The following is a 23,850-nucleotide window of genomic DNA, read 5'->3' as shown; positions in this document are numbered from 1 at the left end:
GTCAACGTCGCCAAATTCATGGGCTCGGCCTCGAAACGGAAACGGAAGTGAAGTTTGAAATCCTGTCCCTAGACGTGCGATGTGCTACGCCGCCCCGCATACGGTTTATGAGCTGGGAAGTACCTTGGAGTTGTGGGAGCGGGCCGGACGATGCACCCGCAATCATCCGACCCTTGCCGCCAGTCTGCCGATCTTCGCCGGCACAGTGGCAACCCGAATTGAGCGGGCCGAGATCAACCGCTGTGAAGCTCTCGGCCCTATGCCGTTGCGGACTGACAGGAACGCAATGGCAATCTGAGGTGCAGGCAGGGCAGCGGAACCAAACGCCGTCCTGCCTGCTGTGCTCACGCGTCATGACGAGAAACGCGCAAGCGATTGGTAGGACCGGGCAGCTTTCACCGTCCGGCCTGATGGTGTGATACCCAAAGGACATGCCCATCGGTGCTTACTCGGCCGCTTCTGCCATGGCAGGGTCGGCGCTTGTGGTCTCGTGATACTCGATGCGGATCTCGCTATCGTTCACCGCTGGTGCGGGGCGCATTGATGCGATCTTGTCCAGATTGGCTCGCACTGAACCCAGATCCGAATAAGGCAGTGCTTGCCAGAATGGCACGTCGCCTATCTTCAGCCCCGGCATCTTGATGGTGAGGATGCTGTCGGGCCTCTCGGTCTGGGATGCGGGTAGATAGGAGCGCTTGGTGAGTCGACGCCTTACAACGCTGGTGTGGCCTCCGCTGCTATCGCTACTTACCGTCCCTTGATCCGAGCCTTTGAAGCGAGCGTCCAATTCTAGCTGCTTCTCCGGAGGGAGGACCTGGATGCCCGATGAGTTGGCATAGCACCAGAGTGCGACCTCCTCAGTTTTGAGGGTTCGCTCCGGCTCGCCATGCCTGCCACGGACGGCGAACTCTGGATCGAGCAGCGGCGACACACCATCGGGGAGATTCTGGTTTGCCTGTTCGATTGCGGTTCGCGCCTCGATCACCGTCTTGATCAGCGTTACGAACTTGCGGCCAATCTCGGGATATTCCTTCGCCAGCGCTTTGGCCGCTGCATCAGCCTGGGCTTTGGCGGCTTGGTATCGAGCAACCTTGTCCTGGTCTGCCTCCGAATTGCGGGCCTGCTCAATCCTGCGCTCCAGTTCGGCCTTGGCGGCATAGGCGCGCTCGACCTCACGGTTGGCGACCTCGATCTTGCGCTCGACCAGTTCGACATCCTTGTCGGTGCCATCCAGCAGTGCGATGCGCCGATCTCCCTCCAGCTTATCGGCATCAGCTTCGAGCCCGGGGATGTCGATCTGACCAAGTGCGCGCTCCAGATCGGCAACGCTCTTTGCCTGGCCACGGATGGTCTTAAGGATGTTTTGGATCACGGCGCACTCGCCTTTTGTTGGGTTTCGATGCCACAGAGAGTGAGCTTCGAAACGTCCATCCCCAACAGGCGGAAACGTTCAAAACGTCCAAAACGTACACGCTACTCGAAGCCCAGTGTCACCCTCATCCCAGGCACAGATACGTACCAGCGACCAACCACCTTCCACGACAGCCGGTCGTCATCCCGACACAACCTTCGGACTTTCGATTTCGAGATGTTGAATCGGCTCGCCGCTTCTCCGGATTCAATCCAGTCCCTGCCGATCAGTTCGGGGCGGCGATCGGGCTCCGGAAAGGGTGCCGGCCGTTCTTGTACGATGGGGATTGGCTCGCTCCTGACGTAGCGACGTAGGTCCGCCAGCGCGGCTTCTGCGGCTGCGACGTAGGCTTCCAGTTGCGGATCGGGCGCTGTCATACGCTCCCCATCGCAAGCAGGGAACGAGGAACCAAAGCAGAATATGAGGGTTTCCTAATGGAAGGGATTCCAACGGACGCGAAACAATGCTTGAACTTTTCGATCTGGAGCTTGCCAAGGCCAGGCTGAGCGTGAGCCAAGCTGAATCCGAGCTCAAACGTGTCGAGCGGATGCAGGACAAGCGCTACGGCGTGGGCATCGACCTTACCCTCTGTGACACGATACGAGGCGCGCACAGACGTGTCTGTGAAGCCAGAGAGCACCTGACGAAGATCAAGACCGGCAACATGGGCTGAGGTGGTGCTATGATCTACAATTCCGAATTTCACACTCCGACAATGCCCGACACAGATCGGGCAAAAAGGATATCGGCGCTTCGCCGACAGTTGGCGGAGCAAGCCGCACACACGGATGCATCGGCTCGGCTGGTCGAGAAAGCGGTTGCCAGGATGGCTGAGGCAAGCGGCTCTGGAGGCTTCGGACGGCGGCGCATTCGCCGCTGGCTGGCATTTGGCAGCTGACCAACTCGGGGGCCGAGCCGGCGGTCGGGAAATTCCTTTGCGAACGTCCTGAAGAAGCGTAGCTTCACAGTGCGGGAGGGCGTCTGGGAGGAGCCCTTTATGTTCGAGGTGCGGAGCTTTGTCGCCAAGCTGGTGAAACGCGAGCGCGTAGCTGCTAAGCAGCACGTAAACTCGCCGATGGTGAAAACACTCGCCAATAGGCCGGTTCACATCAAACCCCGGCCCGCCAGGAACAGACCGGCTCCGCCTCAGCATCACGCAGCCAGCAACATGTAGGCTCTTCGGGGCGCCGTCGCAGACAAGCTTTTGAGGGAGGACGAACGTGGCTGCCGAATACCAAGGAAACGATCTGACAGTCGTCTCGAAAGACCCGCTTGTTGGCAGCGTGGAACTTGTTGGCGACGACGACGAGGTGATCGAGTTGCAGCTCGATTCCGAAACGGCGGAAGATCTTATTTCGGCGTTGATACAGTTCTTCCAATTAGGCCAGCGAGTTTCCTGACGCGAGCCGACGTTCGATCCTGGCTCCCTCTTTCTCCAAAGCCCTCTTGCGGCGCTGATGGCGGGTTGGGCCTTTGCGATTTGAGCCGGTCTCAGGTCTCGGTCTAAGGTCTCGGTCTTGGTCTTGGTGTGTGCACACCCTGGCACAGGGTGTAAAATTACCCCTACAGAGGGTGTGCACAGGGTCACTACAGGGTGTCTACAGGGTCTCATTGGCCACCCCGCATCAATCGAGTGCCCATCAGACGCGAAGTGGTTCCGATGGTCTCAGCCACCGATCTGGACATTCCAGCGGCCTTTGCGGCCTTGTCCGCTGCCTTCTGTGCTTCCCGTTCGATACGAGCCGCGTTGACCTCATCGAAGCCCGCGACGGCCTTCTCTCGCAACCGGTCGCTCTCGATTGCCTGGAGGCGGCGCCGTGTGCCTATGGCGTGGTCATCGTTGGTCGGCGGGTTATGCTTGAACCAGCGTTCTATGAGGATCACGTCGCGGTCGCGGTCGATCAACTCAACCTCGACCAGCTCGCGAAGTGCGCTCTCATACGCCGCATCAGTCCAGCCGAGATCCGCGCAAGCGTACCCAGGCGGGAGGTCGTAGACCCCGGCACTCGTCACATGGGCATTGGTGAGGAGATAGAGAAATCCCACCTTCGCCTCGTCCGGCAAGCTGATAAACCGCCGGGAGCGCCAGACGGCCGGCGCTACCTTGGTGAAGCTGCGGGCGCTCATTCGGCTGCCTCGCACCGAAGGCGCCGATGCTCTGCCTGATGGTCACGCCGGCAAAGCCAATCCACATCCATCGGCCGGTCATAGTCCGGATGATGTGCTTCGGCATCGAGATTGCCGCAGACCCTGCACGGCTCCTGAATGACCAGCCCCCGCTTCAAGGCACTCCGCAAGGACTGTTGAGCCCAGACTTTTTTCGGGTTGGCGCGCTTCCACCTCTCTTGCGGCGTAATGCGGTCGGCGTTAGACTTACGCGTCAACCTTCCTTTGCCGCCGTTCCCGACTGCAATCGGGGCGGCGGCCTCGTTTTCAAGAGGCGTCTGCATTGCTGATGCCTCCCTTCACGATCTTGAACAACGTCAACGCTTCGTCCGGTGTCAGTTTGAAGCGCTGCGCCAGCATCTCCCGCGTGGTCCAATGGGTCCGGCCTTCGCCAGCATAGGCGATGAACCAAGAGGCCTTTTCGATCATGTCATCGCTGAAGGTCATCAATGCGCCCTCGCCAAACGAAGGGCGTTGGCGAGGCGAATGGCCTCGATTGCCTGGGGTGCCGTGATGCCGAAGCGGCTGCGCAACTCAGGAACGGTTGCCGCGCCGGTCTTGCCGCCACCGGCGAGCCATTCGGCTGCGTGCTGGACTTGCTGGTCGGGATTGAGATCGAACTGCATTATGCGGCCTCCGCCTTGGCCGCGCCAAGTTCGCAGGCTTTGCGCCAATCCGCCGCCGCTTCCCTGGAGATCAGGACGCGGGCGCCCACCTTCATGGTGCGCGGTGCATGACCATCATTGACGAGATTGTAAAACGTCGCGCGGCTGATCCGATGAGCGGCGCAAAACTCGGGAATGCTGTAAGCTTCGAAAGAGTAGTCCATTTGGGTTTCCCTGTGTTGTTACAGGCCCAAGATGGACGGCAGTTTCCACTGTCGCTAATTGTCGATGGTGGTAGATAGTTTCACTTAAACTCCGACAATTCCCGACGAGCGCGGCGGCAAGTATCGCGGGAAGCTTTAAACTGCGCGACCATGGCTTCCTCGGTCATGGCGTCGAGAATGGCCCGGTCGAAATCGGCCATCGCCGCCTTCACACCGAGAAGCTTTTGCGGTGCAGGCCCTCGCCGCCGCGCCGCCGGGGCAACAGTTGCCGATTTGGTCGGCAATGCTGGTTGCATGGAATTGGCGCGCTCAATTTCTGTGCGGATCGGATCATCCGCCGGAACGTCGGCGATGAAGGCGCACCGCAATGCACGAAACTGCATGCCCTCGCCTTTGGCTGTGGCGTTTTTCATGTCCAGTTCGAGGAACGGCCAATATCGAGCGGGGATAGCTTCTTCGTCCTTGTCAGCAACACGGCGACCGACAGCAAACCATTTGCCACGCGCGGCAAGGTCAAGCATCAATCGAAGTGTCTCGGCGTTCGATGCTGCTATGAGTTCCTTCGTCGGCGCGACGGTCGCCTCATAGACGGGCAGATCTTCAGGCTGCATCCCCGAAGCTTCCCAGACACGGGCCTCTTGCAAGAGCACCTGGTGCCATTTGTCATGCAGTTTGTGCGCTGACACATATTTCCCGTCCACTTCGGCCATGGCCTCGCGTTCGAAAGTGGCTCGGAAAATCTCACGCGGCGTTTTCCAGAAGGACGGCATTTCATGCCCCTCCCATCGAAACGACGTTGGTTATCTGCACTGTGCCGAACCGTGGCGCCCCTGCCCTCACCGCATCGGCCACATAGGACGGCGCCAGATGACCGTAGTGCTTTTCCACCATCCTCGTATCAGTGTGCCCCAGGTTCTTCGCCACCACCAGAAGCGGCATTCCGTTCATGACGGAAAGGCTTGCCCAAGTATGCCGCAAGCCGTGGAAGCCGATCGCCGGAACGATCTTGGCGTTCTTGCAAGCCTCGTTCATCGGCCGGAACTGATGGGACTTTTCCCATACCCCGCCGGCTTCGGTGGTCAGCACCAGGTCGCCATGATTCTTGCCGGCAGTGAGCTGCTTGAAAAGCTCTGCGCCTTCGTCGGTCAGCACCACATGGCGCGCCTTGCCGGATTTGCTGGCGCGAATGGTTAGGGTGCCGACATCGGCGTTGAAATCTTCCACACGCAGCCGTGCAAGCTCACTATAGCGGGCGCCGGTCTGTAATGCGGTCTGTACAAGATCCCGGAACTTGCCGCCGCTGGCGTTCACAAGGCGCTGCGCCTCGGCGATGGAGAGGTATTGAACGCGGGCCGTCTCGACATCTTCGAACGGTTCGACGCGGCGCCATTCCCTATCTGAAGTTGCCTTACCTTCCCGCCATGCATAATTCAGGGCGGCTTTGAGAGTGGTCAGGACGCGATTGGCTGTTGCTCGGCGCTGGCGGGTTGCGTCCGCATCTTCCCCGAGATCTTTGAACCGCTGTTCTTTGCCCGCCTTGGTGCGGAGCCTCGGCGCGGTTGTCGCAACCTTGCGATGCCATTTCCGGATTTGGTTGGCCGTAAGCTTCGAGACGTCGACGCTGCCAAGTTCGGGCAAAATCAGCGCTTCGGCGCGGTAACGCGCATCCTTTGCGGATTTCCGATTGCCTTCCATCCAAAGCAGATAATCCTCAATGGCAACTTGGACGGAGTAGGCGCCCGCAACCTTGCCGGTATCACCAGACATAGCCTTGTGGAGTTCCCTGGCCTTATCCTGCGCCTGCCAGAAGGTCAGCAGTGTCGAGCCGTTCGCGTCCAACTGGTCGTCGGCATCGGCTATTGTTTCGACGCGGTAATTTTGATCGCCGACATACATGCGAACGACCCAACGCCCCGCATCCTTGCCCTTCCGATAGCCAAGGTGAAGCCCTGCGCCGATGCTCTTGTAATATGGTTTGCCGCGCGGCTTGAGCTTCGCCCGAGCATCCTTGCTGTCCAGTGTCGCATCACGAACTCGCTTTGCCATGAAGGTATCCCGCCCGTCCCGTGTCCAACTATTTGTCCAATATACAGGCGTAGACCGTATTGGACAAGCACAAACATAACTGGATGCAAAGCCTTACAGGACAACGGGTTCAGGAAATATGAATGGACAGCGCTGGACGGCTTAGAAGCCCTTTCACGGCGGTAACAGGGGTTCGATTCCCCTTGGGCGTACCAGATTTTTCAGGCCTCGGTCTCTCCTTCCCGATTCTACACAGCGAGTGCCCGGCAGATTTGGCAGGGCGGCACCGCATCGACAATTTGAGGATCACGGCGTCCGTTGCGGCCGATGCTCAAGCCTGTTGCGGTGACCGCTCGGATTCTCGACCTTGTCGAGCAAACGGGCCGGTGGTTAAATGGACCGTAAGGGAGCGCTCACATGGCAGTTCACCTTTCGGCGGATACACGCGCTCCTGCGGCAACGCCTCCAAAATATCTCTTTGGTCCGCTCGCGGACTTTCTGATGCTTGGCGGCAGCGCATTCCTGATTTTGCCCGTGCTGTATTTCGTGCCGCTGAGATACGAAGGGCTCGTTGCGGCGACGATGCTTTTCCTGGCTTATCTGATCAACTATCCGCACTTCGCCCACTCCTACCAACTCTTCTACCGTAATTTTGGGCGGAAGCTGCGTGGCGACGGATACGACAGGAACCTGCAGATCCGCTACATCTTCGCCGGCATCGTCGTTCCCCTGCTCATGGGCGCATTTTTCGCTTATGGCTCGATAACGGCTAACGCCCGGCTCTTGGGGAATGCAACCAACGCGATGTTCTTTTTCGTGGGTTGGCACTACGTCAAGCAAGGCTACGGCATGTTGATGGTGGATGCCGTCCTGAAGCGCCGGTTCTTCACCGATCCGGACAAGAAAATCCTGCTGGTCAACAGCTATGCCGTTTGGCTGTTCGCGTGGCTTCAGACGAACACGGCGGTCAGCCAGGGAAAATACCTGGGGCTGGAATATTACACGTTTGCCACCCCTGCATGGCTCAACGCGATTGCACTCTCGGCCGCGGCCGCTTCCACGGCTGCCACGGTTGTGATGCTGATCAATCGCTGGACCAGGAATGGCGGCAGCCTGCCATATAACGGCATCATCGCCTACAGCGCGTCGCTATATCTTTGGATTCTGATCGTAAGGACAAATCCGCTCTGGCTGCTCGTAGTGCCGGCGCTCCATTCCTTGCAGTACCTGGCGGTGGTCTGGCGCTATCAGAGCAATGTCGAGCGTGATGCGCGCGATGCCGAAAAAATTCTGCAATCCAGAATCCTGTCGATTCTTGGTCCGGCCTACAGAGTGCGGCTCCTGGAGTTCATCAGTGCTGGCCTCCTCCTCGGTGGTCTGGGCTTCTGGCTGATTCCGACCGCGCTGACCGCCATTGTCCCCTATGACCGGGAGGTCCTTGGATCGTCGCTGTTCTTCTTCATCGTGTTGATTTTCATCAACGTACACCACTACTTCCTCGATAACGTGATGTGGCGCCGCGGCAACCCCGAGGTGTCGAGATATCTGTTCCGTTAGAGCTTTTTGCGCCCAAGCGGAACCGCTCGGCGTAATGCGTAATGGACCAGGGACGGCTCCAATCCCGTCCCGGACCGACGATCCAGCCGCATCGGGATTTTGGAGGCCTCGCCTCGGAATCGAACCGAGGCTTCCGAGATTTGCAGTCTCTAGCGTAGCCGCTCCGCCACGAGGCCATACGTGCTTTCGTAAAGGGCACACGTTTAAAGATTCTTGATGTCTTGGATAAAAATTTCGACAATCCCGCGCTGGCAAAAGAGCCTGTTACTGGGCGGAATGGAACCGTTCCAAACGTCCTTCGCCGACATGGCAGGGACAGCCCACGTCTAGCTGCCGACCAGCGGCACGGTAACGGTCGTCGCATAATTGATCGGAAAGGCACTGAAGTACGGGAAGTCTATGACGAACGCATAGGCAGCGGTCAGGTGCGCCATGCGAAAGCCGCCGCTCACGGGATCGATGGCGATCGTGACGTTGACATCCTTCAGACCCAGCGCAAGCAGTTTCTGCGTCGCGATCGCCTGGATGTCGGCCTGAGTCAGCGTGTTGTTAAGCTGCAGGGACCGTGCGGACGCCTCCAGCGTGTACCGAACGCTTGAGGCCGAATTCATCGACCAGCCGAAGGCGAAGATTCCGAATAGCAGCATGATGAGGAACGGTGCGATCAGCGCGAATTCGAGCGCGGCTCCGCCCGATCGATCGGCCCTGAAGCCCCTCGCATCACCGAACACGGATCACCTCCAGGTGGCCGATGGTGCTGGAGGCGGAAAAGACGCCGAAGGTGACGGGCGGCTGCCAGGTGGCAGATGCCTGGATTTGAACAAAGACCGAGGGCGCCTTCGGCCCGCTGCACAAAGTGGACGCGTCGACCACGGTAGTCCCGCACATATAAATCCGGCTTAGGGCGACCTGGCCGTCCGCCGGCCGCTTTTCCCAGCTCGCAATGGCAACGGCCTGGGTCGCCGTATCATTGGTCGACCCGGCCATGATCAGGTTCGCGGCGGTCTTTACGCCGGCGCGCATCGACAGCGAGCTGGTCACATAGGACCAGCCGTCCAGGATGCCAAGCAACGCCACGCACAGGAAAGGGAGCACCATTGCGAACTCGACCGCGGCGACGCCGGTGTCATCGCTCAGGATCGGCACTGATGGTCGTCCCATGGAAGGCTACTCGACCAGCGCTACGGATTGCGTGGCGGGAATGTCGCGCATTCCGAGACTTGTGCAGTCCTGATTGATGGTCGAGTTGCCGGACCATTGGATCATGTCGGCGACAACCTGAGTGCATCCGTTCTGGCCGGAGAAATTGCCGAGATAATTGACCTGCTGCTTGGGAAAATAGAGCGCGCCTGTCAGCAGCGAGGTTGCCGTGCCGTTGAAGGTGCTCTGTCCGCCGATGGCCGTTCTGTCGCCATACATCAGCACGCCCGAGTAAGTGCCGGACGTCGCCGCGCTCAGATTCACCGTGGCGTTGCCATTCATCGACACACGCGATCCGCCGGCGAGGTAGATAAGGACGCCATCGCCGGCGACGTTGGCGTTCGCGTTCACCTTGAAATCGCCACCCTGGATAACATAAACGCCAGGCTGCAGCGTCACGCTGCCGCTCAAGCTCAGTCCGTTGCAATATGTACCCGGGCCCAGCGCTGATTTGTTGGCGTTCTGACAGGGGTTCGAGGCCGCCGGGGCCGGCAGGCCGGCAAATGGATCCGCGGCAGGCAGCGCCTGGGTGATCGGGGCCGCGCAAACGGTGGTGACGGGATTGCTGAGAGAGACGCCGCCCGCCGTGATCAGACAATCGGCCTGGAGACCCGCCGATCCCTGAAGCTTGATGGCATCCGAGGCAATCGAATTGGCCATCACCGAGCAGCCTGTGACCTTCACGCTGGTGTTGCCTGAGAACAGGGCAGCCTGCGAGGCGGTCGGATCGAGCGCCAGCATGCAGGCCTTCGAAGCATTGGTGATGAGGGCCACGGCCCTCGCCTGTTCTGGAACCTGGGTCTGAGTGAAGATCGAGGTGAACATCCGATTGAGCTTTTGGCCGACGATCACTTCAACCGCTTTCTTGGCCGTGTTCGGTCCGGATGCAGGCGGCGTATTGACGACGATCGTGCCCTCGCCGAGCCCATTCGTCGCGGCCGACTGGGTCGCTGCGGCGACAATCGTCGGCGTGTCGGAACCCGAGATCTGCTCCAGCGCGCCGGCATAGGCCGCGGCATCCGCCGTGGCCTGCAGTCTCAAGCTGTTATAGTACCAATAGGAGGTTTCCACGCCAAAACCCGCCGCACCGACAACGATCGGCAGCGTGAGGGCAAAGATGGTGGCGACGTTCGCGGCTCTGCTGCGACCTATGCCAGCCGCCGTCAGCCGTATCCGGGTGAAGCAGTTGAATACCATGATCAATTAGAAAGCACGCATATATGAACGAATGGCTAAAAACTTAGGCTCATTTTCGATCAGGGGTGCCATTGTTTGATCGGAGATGCCATCGTCTGATCGGCGTCCGCCGCTTCAGGCAGAAAGAACTGGCACGGACTCACCGTTCGACTCAGCCAACAATTCTCTTTGCACGGCCAGGAAGAACCTGCGTACTTCGTCGCTGGCTGCCGTTCTGTCCCTGCCCGTCCCGACAACGAGATCGAGCAACTCCGTCGCTTTTGCCTTCCAGAACGAGGTAGCGGTCTCGCCATGCAGATTGCCGAGCTTGGCGGCAACTTCCCTGACCAAGAATAGCTGACGATCGATCGGGAACGCACGGACTTTTTCTGGATACATCTTCCGAACCATGAAACTGACGCAACGAATCAACCATTGCCGAACAAGCAATGGCTAACAGCGAAGGTGGAAACGGAAGCTTAACGGTGACCGGCCGATGCGTCGCGCACGCGAATTGTCATGTACTTTCGAACCCGAACTGGTTCACCCGGCGGCCCTCAGGCCGGCAGTGCTCTCGCCTCGCCGGCGCGCTTGCGCGGCACCATCATGTCGCCGGCCATCAGTCCGGTGACACGGCAGAACGCCATGAACGCCCGGCAGGCGTCTTCGGTCTCGACCACATCCACCGTGGCACCGAAACAGGCATTGAAGGCTTTCTGATACACCGGCCCCTGCCGGCGTGCCGGCCAATCCTGCAGAAAATCGAGCGCCTGCTCGACGCTGTAGATTTCCTCGACGGGCAAGCCGGAGCCTGGTGCGATGCGCACCGGCACCTCGAATTGCAATCTGTCCATTCGACATCTCCCGAACCGGCATCGCCCAGCAACGCCGTTCGTCGTCAAAAGTTGCTTCGTTCGTTTTGTGCCACGGAAATGTGTCGTCACTGCGGAAAGTCGCCGCTTTGCTGCAGCGGCAAAGGCAAAGCCTGCCGGCACCAGGCGGCCCGGCAGTGGAAAGCAACGCCGCGAAAAACCGGAAAAGCATTGCCTCGGCAAGCGAATATCCGGGCGGCTGAGACCGCATCAGGCAGTTCTTCCTTGAACCTTTCGCCCCCAAGTGCCAAATCTGGTGCCACTTACGCGCCTCACTCCTGCCGCGCGCCACCTTCTATATGGACAAAATGGTCACCTATCTCGACGCCGCCACTGCACCGCTCAGAAACACCGGCCAGATCCGCCTCTATGGCGAGGAAGGCTTTGCCGGCATGCGCAAGGCATGCGACCTCACCGCGCGCTGCCTGGACGAGCTGGTGCCAATGGTCGGTCCCGGCGTCACCACGGACACGATCGACCGTTTCGTCTTCGAGTTCGGCATGGACAACGGCGCGCTGCCGGCCACACTCAACTATCGCGGTTACACGAAATCGTCCTGCACCTCGATCAACCATGTCGTCTGTCACGGCATTCCCGACAACAAGCCGCTGAAGGATGGCGATATCGTCAACATCGACGTGACCTACATCCTCGATGGCTGGCACGGCGATTCTTCGCGCATGTATCCGGTCGGCACGATCAAGCGCGCCGCCGAACGCCTGCTCGAGGTCACCCATGAGTGTCTGATGCGCGGCATCGCCGCGGTCAGGCCGGGCGCGCGCACCGGCGCCATCGGCGCTGCCATCCAGACCTACGCCGAAGCGGAGCGCTGCTCCGTGGTGCGCGATTTCTGCGGCCACGGTGTCGGCCAGCTGTTCCATGATGCCCCCAACATCCTGCATTATGGCAGCGCCAATGAAGGCGTGGAAATGCGCGCCGGCATGATCTTCACCATCGAACCGATGATCAATCTTGGCCGGCCGCATGTGAAAGTCCTGTCGGACGGCTGGACGGCGGTGACGCGCGATCGCTCGCTGTCGGCGCAGTATGAGCACACGATCGGCGTGACCGACACCGGCTGCGAGATTTTCACGCTGTCGCCCAAAAAGCTCGACCGCCCCGGCCTGCCGATTTAGGACGCCGTGGCGAGGGTCTTGAATAGCGGCCTATTTCCAGTGTTTGCGCGGCCGCCAGTCTTCGTCCTCATTCATATCTCGTAGCCAGCGCATTATTTCCCGGCAACTGCGCGGACGGCCATCGCTAACCCTGCCATTGATGCAGGGATCGTAGCGTTCGCGCCGGTAATTGTCGTGCCGTTCCCGATAACGCTCCCGGCGGTCCAGCATGCGCAGGAGCTCCCGGCAGTTATGCAGCTTACCGTCGCTGTAACGGCCGTCCGTGCAAGGATCATCGTATTGGATGAAATGGATCGGGAGGTTCTGATCAGAGCGGCTACCGGCGGGTACGGCATCGATCACCAGGGCAGCCATTGCAGGGCTGAAGCTCAGAAACAGCCCGACGGACAGCAGGATACGAACGAGGCTGGGCATCTTGGTTCTCCAATGCGGGGCCATCAATGGCGATGCCGTGAGCTTGCGCGACCCCCATTGCCGCGACATTGCGTCGAGGTCGGTGGCTTACTTATTCCTTGCCGCCGAAAAGACCTCGACCGCCCCCGCCCGCCGTCCTAGTGTTTCGCGGGGATCAGCGATCATTGCTCGGGCTGGATGGGCGGCACATGGCGACACAGGGCGATGACGACGAGCGGAGTTTCTTCTCCGTGGTGCCAGTGCGGCAAGCCACGAAGGCCAGACAGGCTCCCGCCGAAAAGCCTCACTATCTCGGCCACCGTGATCGTCTGCGCGAGCGCTTTGCCTCGGCCGGCCCGGATGCCTTGCCCGACTATGAACTGCTGGAACTCCTGCTTTTCCGCCTGATCCCGCGCGCCGACACCAAGCCGGTCGCGAAGGCGCTGCTGGCCCGCTTCGGCACGTTGGCCGAAGTGCTCGGCGCGCCCGTCGGCCTGTTGCAGGAGGTCACGGGCATCGGCCCGACCGTGGCGCTCGAGCTGAAGGTCGTCGCGGCGACCGCCCAGCGCATGGCGCGCGGCGAGGTTCAGGGCCGCGAAATCCTCTCGTCATGGCAGCAGCTCCTCGACTATTGCCGCTCGGCCATGGCGTTCGAGGCGCGCGAGCAGTTCCGCATCCTTTTCCTCGACAAGAAGAACGCGCTGATATCAGACGAGGTGCAGCAGACAGGCACGGTCGACCACACGCCCGTCTATCCCAGGGAAGTGGTCAAGCGCGCGCTCGAACTGTCGGCCACCGCGATCATCCTGGTCCACAATCACCCCTCCGGCGACCCGACGCCGTCGCGTGCCGATATCGAGATGACGAAAGAGATCATCGAAGCCGCCAAGCGGCTGGGCATTTCCGTGCACGACCACATCATCATCGGGCGAAAGGGCTATTCCAGCATGAAGGGCCTGCTGCTGATCTAGGTCTTGTATTCGCGAGACGGCAACGCCACGGCGCTGGCGATTATCCTGGCCGGAATTTGAAATCATTCAATTGTGGAAAGAACGATGCTGATGCCGCGCACTCGCGGATCAATCTTCCAGTGGCGACAGCCCAAAAGATCGCCACTCTTCTAAAATCAAGGCCGATCGGTCTTGCAGCTGCCGGCAATCTGGCTGACCGCCTCGTCGAAGCCGGCGAGGTCGAAATCGGCTTGGCCACGCCCCGACAACAATCCGAAGCGCCATGACAGCAGCAGGCGGTTTGCCGGAACGAGGCGCTTGATGCCATCGGCGCCGTCGCGCATCAGCTGCCTGCCGCGCGTGCCGACGGACCAGCTCTCGTCGAATTTGCCGGCGCCGTCGATGGTCACCGACATGGTGATTTTCCGGCTTGCGGAGACCGCGTCGTTCAATTGCAGCCATTCGGTCCAGGCCGGCTCGCCGTCAGCCCGGCAAGCGATGGTCAGCACCGGGCTGTAGCTCAGCGCGCCGCCTCCGGTGATCAGTTTGTTGGTGGCATAGACCGACGCCGTGACGAGGCCGTCATTGGCCGTGTCAAAACGCCAATTCTCCGTACCGGCCCCGGCAGCGCCGCAGGCCAAGGCAAGGAAAAGCACCGTGGCGGCAGCGCGCCTCGTTCCCACGAACACCCCCAACGACATCACCAATTACCTCTGGCCTTCCAACCAACCAGATAATGATCAAGGCTTCGTATCGCCACCGGTGCCCATCAGGAACGAATCCGATGTTGCAGTTTGGCAACGAAAAAAGGCCGCCCGGAGGCGGCCTTTTGGAATTCGCTGCAATGAGCGGCCTATTCGGCGTCCTTGGCGGTCTTCTTTTTCGGCGCGGCCTTTTTTTTCGGCTCTTCCGTCTCGTCAGCGGCATCGCTTGCCTTGGCTTCGGCCTTCTTCGACGCGGCTTTCTTGGCCGGCTTCGCCTTGGCCTTGGTCTCGTCTTCCTCGTCGTCGGCCATCAGCTCTTCCTTGCTGACCTTGACGTCAGTGACCGAGATCTGTTCGAGCAGGTGGTCGACAACCTTCTCCTCGAACATCGGCGCCCTGAGCGCGTTGAGCGCCTCGGGATTGCTGCGATAGAACTCGAAGGCTTCCTGCTGCTGGTTGGCCGGGAAGCGGCGAACCTGCTCGAACAGGCCGCGTTGCAGTTCCTCGTCCGAAACCGTGACGCCGGCCTTCTCGCCGATCTCGGCCAGCACCAGGCCAAGGCGCACGCGGCGCTCGGCAAGGCGCATGTATTCGGCGCGCGCATCTTCCTCGGTCGTCTCTTCGTCGGCGAAGGTGCGGCCGGCGGCTTCCAGGTCGCGGTTGACCTGCGCCCAGATGTTGTTGAACTCGGCTTCGACGAGCTTCGACGGCGCTTCGAACGAATAGGCCGCATCGAGCTGATCGAGCAGCTGGCGCTTGACCTTCTGGCGCGTCATCGAACCGAACTGGTTCTCGATCTGGCCGCGCACGATGTCACGCAGGCGCTCGAGCGATTCCAGGCCAAGGTTCTTGGCGGTCTCGTCGTTGATTTCGAGCTCGCCGGGCTTCGACACTTCCTTGACGGTGACCTCGAAGGTCGCTTCCTTGCCGGCCAGATGCGCCGCCTGGTAGTTTTCCGGGAAGGTCACGGTGATCTGCTTCTCGTCACCGGCCTTGGCGCCGATCAGTTGATCCTCGAAGCCCGGAATGAACTCCTTGGAGCCCAGCACCAGCGGCTGGTCGTTGCCGGCGCCGCCAGCGAAAGCCTCGCCGTCGATCTTGCCGACATAGTCGATCGTGACGCGGTCGCCTTCGGCGGCCTTGCCGGTCTTCGGCTCGTAGCTGCGCGCCGATTCGGCGACGCGCTTGACCTGGTCGTCAATTTCCGAATCCGGAACGTCGAACACCTGGCGCGTCACCTTGATGTCGGAGAAATCCTTGATCTCGATCGCCGGAATGACCTCATAGTTGAGGCGGAACTCGAAGTCGGCGCCGCCGGCCAGGATCTTCTCGGCTTCCTTCTCGTCCTCGGTCATGATGACCTCAGGCTGCATGGCGGCCTTTTCGCCGCGCCCGGTGATGATCGAGCGGGTCGAGTCGTTGAGGATCTCGTTGACCACTTCGGCCATGAACGACTTGCCATAGACCTTGCGCAGGTGCTGCACCGGCACCTTGCCCGGACGGAAGCCGTTGATGCGGACCTTGTTGCGGGCGTCCGACAGCCGCGCCATCAGCTTGGCTTCCATATCACCGGCCGGCACGGTGATCTTGATCTCGCGCTTGAGACCGGAATTGAGAGTTTCGGTGACCTGCATCGTAAAACCTTTGTTTTCACCAATGAGGCTGCCAAACGGCTCCCTGCCGTTCACAGCCTGCCGGTAATTCTTGCCGGGAATGGCTTTTGGTACGGAACCTGGCGATTTGACCGGAAATACGGCTCAAACTCTCCCAAACTGCGTTCCAAAATGTGAATAAGTTCTTGTTTTTCCTACTTCTTATCACATCTTGTAGAAGCGGATCGTCGCGTTCCGTCACATTTGACACGCCTTTTGTCACAGGCGAGCCTAATTTTCAACAGTCTTCGCGTTTAGGCGAATAACCAACATTCCGGCCCTGAGCCGACATCTTGTCTCCGACATTGACAGAATGATGGCTACATGGGATTGCCGGGCCACGCGGGTATGGCGGAACTGGTAGACGCACCAGATTTAGGTTCTGGCGAGAGATCGTGGGGGTTCGAGTCCCTCTACCCGCACCACCCTTCGCTCTTCGAGCTTCGGGTGGCAGGTCACCCGGAGCTCGCTAGACGAAGGAGCGTCCTGCGAAACCTGGCGAAGAGGACCGGCGTCGTTATCGCGCGTCCCACGGTCTAATAAAGCGGCTCCTCGAAAAGCGTCTTGTCGCCATCCATCAGCGCCTTGATCTGCGCCGTGCCGTCGGCGGCGAGCGCCAGCTTGATCCCGAACGGGCGCACCCGCATGTCGCTCTGGATCGCCATCCCCTCGCCTTCGGGCAGATAGAAGCGCTCGATGCCGTAATCCGGCGCGATCGTCATGCCTTCGCCGCGAAGATCCCAACCTGCGGCGACATGGCCCGAAATGTCGGCTTCGTCCGCGGCGGCCGGCGTCGGCGCCGTGCCGAACCAGGCGGCGGTCGGCGTCCAGTAGCCGTCGGCGCCCTTCTTCAGCCGGACCACGATCGAGGTGTCGTCGCTGGACTGTTTGTCGGACGCAATGTTGGCCATCATTTTAACCGGTATGCGCGAGATGTCATAGCCGAGGACGATATAGTCGCCGCGCAGCAAGTCGCGCGGATCGACTGGTTGGATCTTCAGCAGCACTTCCTTGCCATTACGCAGGATCGCCGCCCGGCTGGCGAGGATCCAACTGAGAAAACCGAGTTGGACGAGCGCCAGCACCAGCGCCGAGATGACAAGCCTCTTCCCGGTCATCATGCCGTGGCTCCCCCAATGGCCGGACCCTTCATGCGTTTTTCCACGCGGATGATGACGATCGCAAGCACGCCCAGCAGCAGCGCGGCGGCAAGGAAGAAGCCGGCGGTGTCGAGCATCGACTGAAGCGTCACGACATAAATGATGGCGAGTTCGAAGGCGAAGCCGAGATAGGCCAGCCAGCGCAGGCCACGGCTCTCACGGCCTGCGAACACGACTGCCGCGACGATCCCCGCCAATGCGACGACCGAAGCGATGGCGAAACCGCTGTTGTAGGTGCTCTCGCCAGCCAGTTCGAACTGGATGATGGCCAGGCCGGTGAGGAAGCCAAGCAGCGCGTGCAGGGGCAAACGACCGCCGAGTTGCACGATCCTGTCGACCGGTTCCGGCGCAAGGGCGGCAGCAGCAAAAAGCGCGACAGAGACGATGACCAGAGGGATCGCTACCGGCAGCGTCGCGTGATCCATGGCCAGGAGCACCAGATAGAAAAGCAGCGACAGGATGATCAGATGCCGCGCCGGCTGGCTGCGGGTCCAGAACGAAACAGCAAACAGCACCACCGCCATGACGACGAAGGCGTGTGGAAACTCGCTACGGCTGTAATAGTCGAACCCTTTCAGGAACAGCCAGGCGTCGGCGATGCCGATCGCTGCCACGGTCAGCGCGTTGGAGCGCAGCGCAACCGCCGCCAATGCCGTGCCGGCGCCCCAGGTGACCAGGGCGGAAGCCTCGTCGCCGGACAAATGGTACATCTGCCCGATCAGCGCGATCGAAGCGCCGAACGCGGCCGCCGCCACGATCCACAGGGCTTCGCCGATCGCCGCATGGTCGCGCGTCTTCAGCACCGCCCCGCCGACATAGCCGCCAAGGATAACGGCGAACAGCGCGGCCACCCGCGCCAGCCGCGGGATCGCTTCCCAATTGGCGGCGACGAAGATCAGGATGGCCGCTCCAAAGAGCAGGGCCGCCATCATCGCGAGGATCGAGCCGAAGCTGAGCGACTGGCGGGCGTTGGCGTCGACGTCACGGACCAGGGAATCGGCTGTGGCGGCGTCGATCAGGCCTGCCTGCCGCCACCGCGCGATATCGGACCTTAATCGTGATGAATAGCCCGCCATTCCCCTTCTCCCCCAGTTGGTCTTTTTTCAGCCGATCAGCCCCAAACCGTTGACGTCGCGGCACTTTCTGATTCTGGCTTCTTTGTGTCGGGTCGGTGAAGCCGCGTTAATGTTGCATTGCACAATTTGCATTGCTGCCATGCAGCCATAGCGCTTTTAAATCGATATGGGTCCCCCTACTTATGGTTCGTACACAAACGGAATGATCCGCAAGAAAGACGAAACGAGAACTACCATGAACCTGATCCGCAACTACCGCAACTGGCGCCGCTACCGGGACACCGTCTCCGAGCTGAGCCGCCTGAGCAACCGTGAACTGACCGACCTCGGCATCAGCCGCAGCGACATCCCTTACGTCGCTCGCAAGGCGGTCTAATCCTTCGGGCCGCGAATGGTCCGAACCAGTTTTGAAAAGAGAACGACAATGAACTTGATCCGCAACTATCGTAACTGGCGCGTTTATCGCGAGACGGTTACCGAGCTGGGTCGCCTTTCGAACCGCCAGCTGCATGATCTCGGCATCGTCCGCGACGAAATCAAGATCATCGCCCGCCAGGCGATGTAACCAAGGAATTTCGCTGGGGTCGACCTCCTCCCCGACCCAAGCGAATTCGGTCCGCCCTTACCTCCTCCCAAGGGTTGACCATCAAAACGGCGCCCGCCGCACCTCCTCCCGCGGCGGGCGTTGTTTCCCCGGGGCAAAAGGATTTTGCCCCAGAGGTTTCGCCCTCTGTAAAAATGCGAAGAGAATTTCGTCTGAGCCGACCTCCTCCCCGGCGATGACGAATAGGCCCAACCTTCACCTCCTCCCGAAGGTTGGCCACCCAAACGGCGCCCGCCGCACCTCCTCCCGCGGCGGGCGCTGTTTCCCCGGGACAAACGAATTTTGCCCCAGAGGTTTCGCCCTCTCTAAAAATGCGAAGAGAATTTCGTCTGAGCCGATCTCCTCCCCGGCGATGACGAATACGGTCGGCCTTCACCTCCTCCCGAGGGTCGACCCCCAAAACGACACCCGCCGGACCTCCTCCCCCGGCGGGTGTTGTTGTATTCAGGGGCAGGTGTTCCCGACCAGGCGTTTCGCGTTACCGCCACGCGACAATTGCAATCGCCGCGGCAAGCGATTATTCCGGCGGCCATGAGCAAAAATCCAATCCATATCATCGGCGGCGGCCTCGCCGGTTCCGAAGCGGCATGGCAGGCGGCCGAGGCCGGTGTTCCCGTCATCCTGCATGAAATGCGCCCGGTTCGCGGCACCGATGCCCACAAGACCGATGGCCTGGCCGAACTCGTCTGTTCCAATTCCTTCCGCTCCGACGACGCCGAAAACAACGCCGTCGGCCTGCTGCATGCCGAAATGCGGCTGGCCGGCTCGCTGATCATGAGCGCCGGCGACGCCAACCAGGTGCCGGCAGGCGGCGCGCTGGCCGTCGACCGCGATGGTTTTTCCGACGCGGTGACGAAAAAGCTCGAGGCACATCCGCTGATCACCATCGAGCGCGAGGAAGTTCCCGGCCTGCCGCCGGCGGAGTGGGACCAGACGATCATCGCCACCGGGCCGCTGACCGCGCCGTCGCTTGCCCAGTCGATCGCCGAAGCGACCGGCGCCGATGCGCTCGCTTTCTTCGATGCCATCGCGCCGATCATCCATTTCGACACGATCGACATGGATACCTGCTGGTTCCAGTCGCGCTACGACAAGGTCGGGCCTGGCGGCACCGGCAAGGATTATATCAACTGTCCCATGGACAAGGATCAGTACCTCGCCTTCGTGCAGGCGCTGGTCGACGGCCAGAAGACCGAGTTCAAGCAATGGGAAGGCACGCCCTATTTCGACGGGTGCCTGCCGATCGAGATCATGGCCGAACGCGGCGTCGAGACGCTGCGCTACGGACCGATGAAGCCGATGGGCCTCACCAATGCGCACAATCCGACGGTGAAGGCCTATGCGGTCGTCCAGTTGCGGCAGGACAATGCGCTGGGCACGCTCTACAACATGGTCGGCTTTCAGACCAAGCTGAAGCACGCCGAACAGGTGCGCGTGTTCCGCACCATTCCGGGCCTCGAAAACGCCGACTTCGCCCGCCTTGGCGGCCTGCACCGCAACACCTACATCAACTCGCCGACCTTGCTGGACGCCTCGCTGCAGCTGAAGTCGCGACCCGGCCTGCGCTTCGCCGGCCAGATCACCGGCTGCGAAGGCTATGTCGAGAGCGCCGCCATCGGCCTGCTCGCCGGGCGCTTCGCCGCGGCCGAGCGGCTCGGCCATGCACCATCGCTACCGCCGCTTACCACCGCCTTCGGCGCGCTGCTCAACCACATCACCGGTGGCCACATCGTTTCCGACGACGAGCCGGGCAAACGCTCTTTCCAGCCGATGAACGTCAATTTCGGCCTGTTCCCGCCGGTCGAGGCGCCGAAGAGCGAGGGCAAGCGCATGCGCGGCAAGGACAAGACCGTCGCCAAGCGCCACGCCATCACCTCGCGTGCCCTGCAAGACTGCCGTGAATGGCTGGGTGTGCCGGCGCAGACGGCTGAGGCTGCCGAATAAGCTCGCGGCCTGATGGACGCTCGGCGTAAAGTAGGATACTATCCTACTTTACGCCGAGCGGAGCCGTTCCATGGAAGCAGCCGAGAAACTATCCGTCACCGTCACACCCGCGATGGCACGCATGATCCGCGAAAGAGTCGAGGACGGTTCGTTCGGCTCGGCCAGCGAGGTTATCCGCGCAGCTCTTCGCGCTTTCCAACGCGAAGAAGAGGAACACGCCGAGCGCATGGCCTCGATCAGGGCGCGTGTGAAGGCGTCGATCGAGGATACGAGACCCGCCGTTCCGCTCAATGAGGCAATCGACAGAGTAAAGAACCGCATTTCGCAACTGGCGCGAGACAATGATGATTCAGCGTCTCGCCGTTCTTAGCGAAGGAGCTATATCCGACCTTGAGGCTATCGCCGCCTATGTGCTTGAGAGCAGCGGAAGCGAAAGCATCACCAACGGTTTCGTTGACCGGATCAAGGAACGCTGCCTGGGCGTTGGAAACGTCCCTCGTGGCGGTCGCCCGCGTGATGACATCGCGCCGGGACTGAGGACGGTTCCTTTCGAACACTCCGCTGTTATAGCCTACGTGGTCGAAAGCGATGTCGTTCACATCGTCAACATCTTCTACGGCGGCCGCGACTACGAAGCGCTGATGCGCGATAGCGACAAGCCCTCTTGATCGGACAGCTACTCGGCCGGCTCGGCGGTCGCTAACGGCAAGCCTGGCTTGCCCGCCTCCGCAGGATTTCGCCTGACATAAGCAGCCTTCAGCGTCTCCGAAGTTTCGCGTGAGCCGTCATGGCTCCAGCCTGGTGGCTTGATCAGGTAGTTCAGTCGCTCGCTCACTGTCAGCCCCGGCGCGAAGGCATCCCTGAACATGCCGATCCATTCGTGGAACGCCACTTTCAGCGGATTGAAAGTGCCGAGATTTTTCACGATGCCGTAGCGCGGCCGGTCCTCTTCCAACTCCTCGACGAAGGTGCCGAACATGCGGTCCCATATGATCAGCGTGCCCGCATAGTTGGCGTCGAGATAGCGCGGGTTGGTGGCGTGATGGACGCGGTGGTGCGAGGGCGTGTTGAAGATGAACTCGAACCAGTTCCACATCTTGCCGATCGTCTCGGTGTGGATCCAGAACTGCCAGACCAGGTTGAAACCGAAGGTGAAGGCAATCACCGCCGGATGGAAGCCGAGCAGCACCAGCGGCGCCTGCAGCACGAACATGAAGGTGAACAGGCCGGTCCAGCTTTGCCTGAGCGCCGTCGACAAATTGTAGTGCTGGCTGGAATGATGGTTGACGTGCTCCGCCCACACCCAGCGCACCCGGTGCGCGATGCGGTGGTAGACGTAGTAGCGCAGATCATCGAGCAGGAAGGCCGCCAGGAACACCCAAACCGACAGGCCGAGATTGGAGACTCGGAACTGCCACAGCCACAACAGCGCCCAGTAGGACACGACGCCGAGCAGCAGCCCGGCGACGACGTTGCCGGTGCCCATCATCAGGCTGGTCAGCGTGTCGCGGGTCTCGAACGAGCCCTTGGCGCGACCGGTCCGCACCAGCCAGAGCTCGATCAGGATCGCGGCGACGAAAAACGGAATGGCCAGTTGGGTGACCTGCGGAAAGTCGTAGCTGTCCATCACGCTGCCTCCTTCCCGGAACTCGTGTCTCGCGGCCCAAGAGCGTTCAGCAAGGCCTGCACGTCGGCGGCGTTGGCGAAGCGGAAGCGGCCGCCCTTCCAGGTGAAGTCCGTCAACCGCAGCTGGATCGTGTCCGTCTCGTCGGCATGGGACACAACGACGTCCCGAGGCGTCACGACGCGGGTCAGAAAGCAGTCGCCGATACCGTGGACGATGCCCGTGCGGCCATGGCCAAGATCGAGAAAAGCGGACCGGCTGTCCGCGGTTAGTCGAACCGCGGTCGCGATCTCGTTGGGAAAGTCCTGTGCGAAACGGCCCATGGCTTGATCCGCGCCGGTCAGAGTGACCATATTGCTGCCGCCGGTGAAATGCACGGCGGCTACCGACAGCGCGATGCCCAGAACGACGATCACGACCAGCACGGGCAAGCTCATGGACGGGGATCTCCTTCGGGCCAGCCTGTCGTCTTAGGCGACAGTTCTCGGCAGGCGGACTTCTTAACACGATTGACGTTTACGTCAATGTGTCGGCCAGCCCTTGCCCGCATGGCGCAACAGCAGCCAGTGCCGGCGCAATGCCGACAGCCGCGCCACGCCCCCGAGCGGAGCCCGGCGCGAGCCTTCCATCTTGTCGAGATAAGCGCGCGACAGCGCCAGCGGCAGGAATGCCGGACGCAACGACCCCGGCAGCGCGGCAGCACCCCGTTCGAAGGCGGAAAGATGTTCGCGCGCCAGCGAGATCATCGCGGCCACGGCGCGCTGGGCACCAGGACCGCCATTGCCGGCAATAAATTCTTCCGGCGACGAGCCCGCCGCCGCCAGGATGTCAGCCGGGACAAAACACTGCCCGCGCCCGCGGTGCAGCGGCAACAGAAGCAAAAGGCCCGTCATTGCCTGCGCGCAGCCCGCCCTGCCGGCCAGTTCGGCGAACCTTGGCGCCTCGACAGGATCGAGCACCATTGCCGCAAGCTGGATCAGCGCGGCTGCCGTCTCGCCGCAATAGCCTTCCAGATCGGTGCGCGACGGCATCGGATCGTCGTAGAGATCGAAGATGCGTGCTTCGAGCATGTTCTCAAAGGCCAGTTTCGGCAGCTTGAACGCCGCAATGGTGGCGTTCAAGGCTTCGGCAACAGGATGGCCCGCGCCCGCCTCGCCGCCGGCGGCGATGACATCGCGCCACCATTGCAGCCGGACCTCCCCGGGCAAAGGCTCATGGATGCGGTCACGAATGCCTGATATCTCGGCATTGAATGCGTACAGCGAAAACAGCGGCTTGCGCTTGTCGGCCGGCGCGTAGAGCGCGGTGAGATACCGATCATGGTCGGCGACGCGCACCGCATCCATGACGATTTCAGTATTCTGCGACATA

32 protein-coding genes and 2 tRNA genes are annotated in these 23,850 nt (G+C 61.0%); 11 read left to right on the top strand and 23 right to left on the bottom strand.

What is annotated here, in order from left to right; all coding sequences use genetic code 11:
* Nucleotides 1-445 precede the first annotated feature (445 nt).
* Nucleotides 446-1,372, bottom strand: a complete 927-nt coding sequence (locus LB571_RS25020; RefSeq protein WP_140716668.1) for a hypothetical protein — start codon at nt 1,370-1,372, stop codon at nt 446-448.
* Nucleotides 1,373-1,473: 101 nt separating this feature from the next.
* Nucleotides 1,474-1,788, bottom strand: a complete 315-nt coding sequence (locus tag LB571_RS25015; RefSeq protein ID WP_140716666.1) for a hypothetical protein — start codon at nt 1,786-1,788, stop codon at nt 1,474-1,476.
* A gap of 86 nt (nt 1,789-1,874) precedes the next feature.
* Here LB571_RS25015 and LB571_RS25010 point away from each other — a divergent pair, with 86 nt between their 5' ends.
* Nucleotides 1,875-2,084 (top strand): hypothetical protein, encoded by a 210-nt coding sequence (locus tag LB571_RS25010; protein WP_224598841.1) that lies wholly within the window; start codon nt 1,875-1,877, stop codon nt 2,082-2,084.
* 547 nt (nt 2,085-2,631) lie between these two features.
* The gene (locus LB571_RS25005) at nt 2,632-2,811 is read left to right on the top strand and encodes a hypothetical protein (protein ID WP_140716662.1); all 180 of its coding nucleotides are present in this window, start codon (nt 2,632-2,634) and stop codon (nt 2,809-2,811) included.
* A 208-nt stretch (nt 2,812-3,019) separates the two neighbouring features.
* On the opposite strand, the gene LB571_RS25000 is transcribed toward LB571_RS25005, so the two are convergent.
* The 7 genes from LB571_RS25000 to LB571_RS24970 all read right to left on the bottom strand — a co-directional run bounded on the left by LB571_RS25000 (nt 3,020) and on the right by LB571_RS24970 (nt 6,452).
* On the bottom strand, nt 3,020-3,538 hold the full coding sequence (locus tag LB571_RS25000) for a hypothetical protein (protein WP_140663838.1): 519 nt from the start codon (nt 3,536-3,538) through the stop codon (nt 3,020-3,022).
* Nucleotides 3,535-3,861, bottom strand: coding sequence for a hypothetical protein (locus tag LB571_RS24995; protein ID WP_140663841.1), 327 nt, complete (start codon nt 3,859-3,861; stop codon nt 3,535-3,537). Before LB571_RS24995 ends, LB571_RS25000 begins: the two co-directional genes overlap by 4 nt.
* Nucleotides 3,845-4,024, bottom strand: a complete 180-nt coding sequence (locus LB571_RS24990; RefSeq protein WP_140716660.1) for a hypothetical protein — start codon at nt 4,022-4,024, stop codon at nt 3,845-3,847. The genes LB571_RS24995 and LB571_RS24990 overlap by 17 nt, the downstream gene beginning before the upstream one ends.
* The gene (locus LB571_RS24985; RefSeq protein ID WP_140663846.1) at nt 4,024-4,203 is read right to left on the bottom strand and encodes a hypothetical protein; all 180 of its coding nucleotides are present in this window, start codon (nt 4,201-4,203) and stop codon (nt 4,024-4,026) included. Before LB571_RS24985 ends, LB571_RS24990 begins: the two co-directional genes overlap by 1 nt.
* Complete coding sequence (locus tag LB571_RS24980; RefSeq protein WP_140663848.1) at nt 4,203-4,406, bottom strand: helix-turn-helix transcriptional regulator; 204 nt, start codon at nt 4,404-4,406, stop codon at nt 4,203-4,205. Before LB571_RS24980 ends, LB571_RS24985 begins: the two co-directional genes overlap by 1 nt.
* Nucleotides 4,407-4,486: 80 nt before the next feature.
* Nucleotides 4,487-5,176 carry a hypothetical protein gene (locus LB571_RS24975; protein WP_224598839.1) on the bottom strand — a complete coding sequence of 230 codons (690 nt, stop codon included), beginning with the start codon at nt 5,174-5,176 and terminating at the stop codon, nt 4,487-4,489.
* A gap of 1 nt (nt 5,177) precedes the next feature.
* On the bottom strand, nt 5,178-6,452 hold the full coding sequence (locus tag LB571_RS24970; RefSeq protein WP_140716656.1) for a tyrosine-type recombinase/integrase: 1,275 nt from the start codon (nt 6,450-6,452) through the stop codon (nt 5,178-5,180).
* 396 nt (nt 6,453-6,848) lie between these two features.
* Here LB571_RS24970 and LB571_RS24965 point away from each other — a divergent pair, with 396 nt between their 5' ends.
* Nucleotides 6,849-7,988, top strand: coding sequence for a hypothetical protein (locus LB571_RS24965; protein ID WP_224598837.1), 1,140 nt, complete (start codon nt 6,849-6,851; stop codon nt 7,986-7,988).
* A gap of 100 nt (nt 7,989-8,088) precedes the next feature.
* Here LB571_RS24965 and LB571_RS24960 read toward each other — a convergent pair.
* The 6 genes from LB571_RS24960 to LB571_RS24935 all read right to left on the bottom strand — a co-directional run bounded on the left by LB571_RS24960 (nt 8,089) and on the right by LB571_RS24935 (nt 11,218).
* Nucleotides 8,089-8,164 (bottom strand) — tRNA-Cys (locus LB571_RS24960).
* Nucleotides 8,165-8,314: 150 nt separating this feature from the next.
* Nucleotides 8,315-8,719, bottom strand: a complete 405-nt coding sequence (locus tag LB571_RS24955) for a TadE/TadG family type IV pilus assembly protein (protein ID WP_224598836.1) — start codon at nt 8,717-8,719, stop codon at nt 8,315-8,317.
* A complete protein-coding gene (locus LB571_RS24950) occupies nt 8,709-9,134 on the bottom strand; it encodes a TadE/TadG family type IV pilus assembly protein (RefSeq protein ID WP_140723667.1) in 426 nt (141 codons plus the stop codon). The genes LB571_RS24955 and LB571_RS24950 overlap by 11 nt, the downstream gene beginning before the upstream one ends.
* Nucleotides 9,135-9,155: 21 nt before the next feature.
* On the bottom strand, nt 9,156-10,385 hold the full coding sequence (locus LB571_RS24945) for a pilus assembly protein TadG-related protein (RefSeq protein ID WP_224599066.1): 1,230 nt from the start codon (nt 10,383-10,385) through the stop codon (nt 9,156-9,158).
* Between the two features lie 114 nt (nt 10,386-10,499).
* The gene (locus LB571_RS24940; protein WP_023769988.1) at nt 10,500-10,763 is read right to left on the bottom strand and encodes a DUF6074 family protein; all 264 of its coding nucleotides are present in this window, start codon (nt 10,761-10,763) and stop codon (nt 10,500-10,502) included.
* A 158-nt stretch (nt 10,764-10,921) separates the two neighbouring features.
* The gene (locus LB571_RS24935; RefSeq protein WP_224598833.1) at nt 10,922-11,218 is read right to left on the bottom strand and encodes a DUF982 domain-containing protein; all 297 of its coding nucleotides are present in this window, start codon (nt 11,216-11,218) and stop codon (nt 10,922-10,924) included.
* Between the two features lie 326 nt (nt 11,219-11,544).
* Here LB571_RS24935 and map point away from each other — a divergent pair, with 326 nt between their 5' ends.
* The gene (gene map, locus LB571_RS24930; RefSeq protein ID WP_140716652.1) at nt 11,545-12,372 is read left to right on the top strand and encodes a type I methionyl aminopeptidase; all 828 of its coding nucleotides are present in this window, start codon (nt 11,545-11,547) and stop codon (nt 12,370-12,372) included.
* Nucleotides 12,373-12,402: 30 nt separating this feature from the next.
* Here map and LB571_RS24925 read toward each other — a convergent pair whose 3' ends face one another.
* On the bottom strand, nt 12,403-12,786 hold the full coding sequence (locus LB571_RS24925; protein WP_224598832.1) for a hypothetical protein: 384 nt from the start codon (nt 12,784-12,786) through the stop codon (nt 12,403-12,405).
* A gap of 188 nt (nt 12,787-12,974) precedes the next feature.
* Between LB571_RS24925 and radC the strand changes: the two genes are divergently transcribed.
* On the top strand, nt 12,975-13,736 hold the full coding sequence (gene radC, locus LB571_RS24920; protein ID WP_224598827.1) for a RadC family protein: 762 nt from the start codon (nt 12,975-12,977) through the stop codon (nt 13,734-13,736).
* 155 nt (nt 13,737-13,891) lie between these two features.
* Here radC and LB571_RS24915 read toward each other — a convergent pair whose 3' ends face one another.
* A complete protein-coding gene (locus LB571_RS24915) occupies nt 13,892-14,416 on the bottom strand; it encodes a hypothetical protein (RefSeq protein ID WP_224528020.1) in 525 nt (174 codons plus the stop codon).
* A 152-nt stretch (nt 14,417-14,568) separates the two neighbouring features.
* Complete coding sequence (gene tig, locus LB571_RS24910) at nt 14,569-16,053, bottom strand: trigger factor (RefSeq protein WP_224598824.1); 1,485 nt, start codon at nt 16,051-16,053, stop codon at nt 14,569-14,571.
* A 360-nt stretch (nt 16,054-16,413) separates the two neighbouring features.
* On the opposite strand from tig, the gene LB571_RS24905 reads away from it, so the two are divergent.
* Nucleotides 16,414-16,496, top strand: a tRNA-Leu gene (locus tag LB571_RS24905).
* A 111-nt stretch (nt 16,497-16,607) separates the two neighbouring features.
* On the opposite strand, the gene LB571_RS24900 is transcribed toward LB571_RS24905, so the two are convergent.
* Complete coding sequence (locus tag LB571_RS24900; protein ID WP_224598822.1) at nt 16,608-17,192, bottom strand: GDYXXLXY domain-containing protein; 585 nt, start codon at nt 17,190-17,192, stop codon at nt 16,608-16,610.
* The gene (locus tag LB571_RS24895; RefSeq protein WP_140616097.1) at nt 17,189-18,307 is read right to left on the bottom strand and encodes a DUF2157 domain-containing protein; all 1,119 of its coding nucleotides are present in this window, start codon (nt 18,305-18,307) and stop codon (nt 17,189-17,191) included. Before LB571_RS24895 ends, LB571_RS24900 begins: the two co-directional genes overlap by 4 nt.
* 235 nt (nt 18,308-18,542) lie before the next feature.
* Here LB571_RS24895 and LB571_RS24890 point away from each other — a divergent pair, with 235 nt between their 5' ends.
* From LB571_RS24890 to LB571_RS24870, 5 genes are all read left to right on the top strand, one after another.
* The gene (locus LB571_RS24890) at nt 18,543-18,683 is read left to right on the top strand and encodes a DUF1127 domain-containing protein (RefSeq protein WP_013531315.1); all 141 of its coding nucleotides are present in this window, start codon (nt 18,543-18,545) and stop codon (nt 18,681-18,683) included.
* Between the two features lie 48 nt (nt 18,684-18,731).
* Nucleotides 18,732-18,872, top strand: coding sequence for a DUF1127 domain-containing protein (locus tag LB571_RS24885; protein WP_015317551.1), 141 nt, complete (start codon nt 18,732-18,734; stop codon nt 18,870-18,872).
* Nucleotides 18,873-19,442: 570 nt separating this feature from the next.
* Nucleotides 19,443-20,855, top strand: a complete 1,413-nt coding sequence (gene trmFO / locus LB571_RS24880) for a methylenetetrahydrofolate--tRNA-(uracil(54)-C(5))-methyltransferase (FADH(2)-oxidizing) TrmFO (RefSeq protein ID WP_041163435.1) — start codon at nt 19,443-19,445, stop codon at nt 20,853-20,855.
* 70 nt (nt 20,856-20,925) lie between these two features.
* Nucleotides 20,926-21,225, top strand: a complete 300-nt coding sequence (locus tag LB571_RS24875) for a type II toxin-antitoxin system ParD family antitoxin (RefSeq protein ID WP_224598820.1) — start codon at nt 20,926-20,928, stop codon at nt 21,223-21,225.
* Nucleotides 21,200-21,523, top strand: coding sequence for a type II toxin-antitoxin system RelE/ParE family toxin (locus LB571_RS24870; RefSeq protein ID WP_224599064.1), 324 nt, complete (start codon nt 21,200-21,202; stop codon nt 21,521-21,523). Before LB571_RS24875 ends, LB571_RS24870 begins: the two co-directional genes overlap by 26 nt.
* An 8-nt stretch (nt 21,524-21,531) precedes the next feature.
* Here LB571_RS24870 and LB571_RS24865 read toward each other — a convergent pair whose 3' ends face one another.
* The 3 genes from LB571_RS24865 to LB571_RS24855 all read right to left on the bottom strand — a co-directional run bounded on the left by LB571_RS24865 (nt 21,532) and on the right by LB571_RS24855 (nt 23,849).
* Nucleotides 21,532-22,482 (bottom strand): sterol desaturase family protein, encoded by a 951-nt coding sequence (locus LB571_RS24865; RefSeq protein ID WP_015317547.1) that lies wholly within the window; start codon nt 22,480-22,482, stop codon nt 21,532-21,534.
* The gene (locus LB571_RS24860) at nt 22,482-22,916 is read right to left on the bottom strand and encodes a hypothetical protein (protein ID WP_224598818.1); all 435 of its coding nucleotides are present in this window, start codon (nt 22,914-22,916) and stop codon (nt 22,482-22,484) included. Before LB571_RS24860 ends, LB571_RS24865 begins: the two co-directional genes overlap by 1 nt.
* 84 nt (nt 22,917-23,000) lie before the next feature.
* The gene (locus LB571_RS24855; RefSeq protein WP_224598815.1) at nt 23,001-23,849 is read right to left on the bottom strand and encodes a phytoene/squalene synthase family protein; all 849 of its coding nucleotides are present in this window, start codon (nt 23,847-23,849) and stop codon (nt 23,001-23,003) included.
* Between the last annotated feature and the right edge of the window lies 1 nt (nt 23,850).

The sequence above is a fragment of the Mesorhizobium sp. BR1-1-4 genome (genome assembly GCF_020165375.1).
Classification (GTDB): Bacteria; Pseudomonadota; Alphaproteobacteria; order Rhizobiales; family Rhizobiaceae; genus Mesorhizobium; species Mesorhizobium australicum.
The sequence above is the reverse complement of the archived record's forward strand: the minus strand, read 5'-3'. Positions and strand labels throughout refer to the sequence as shown.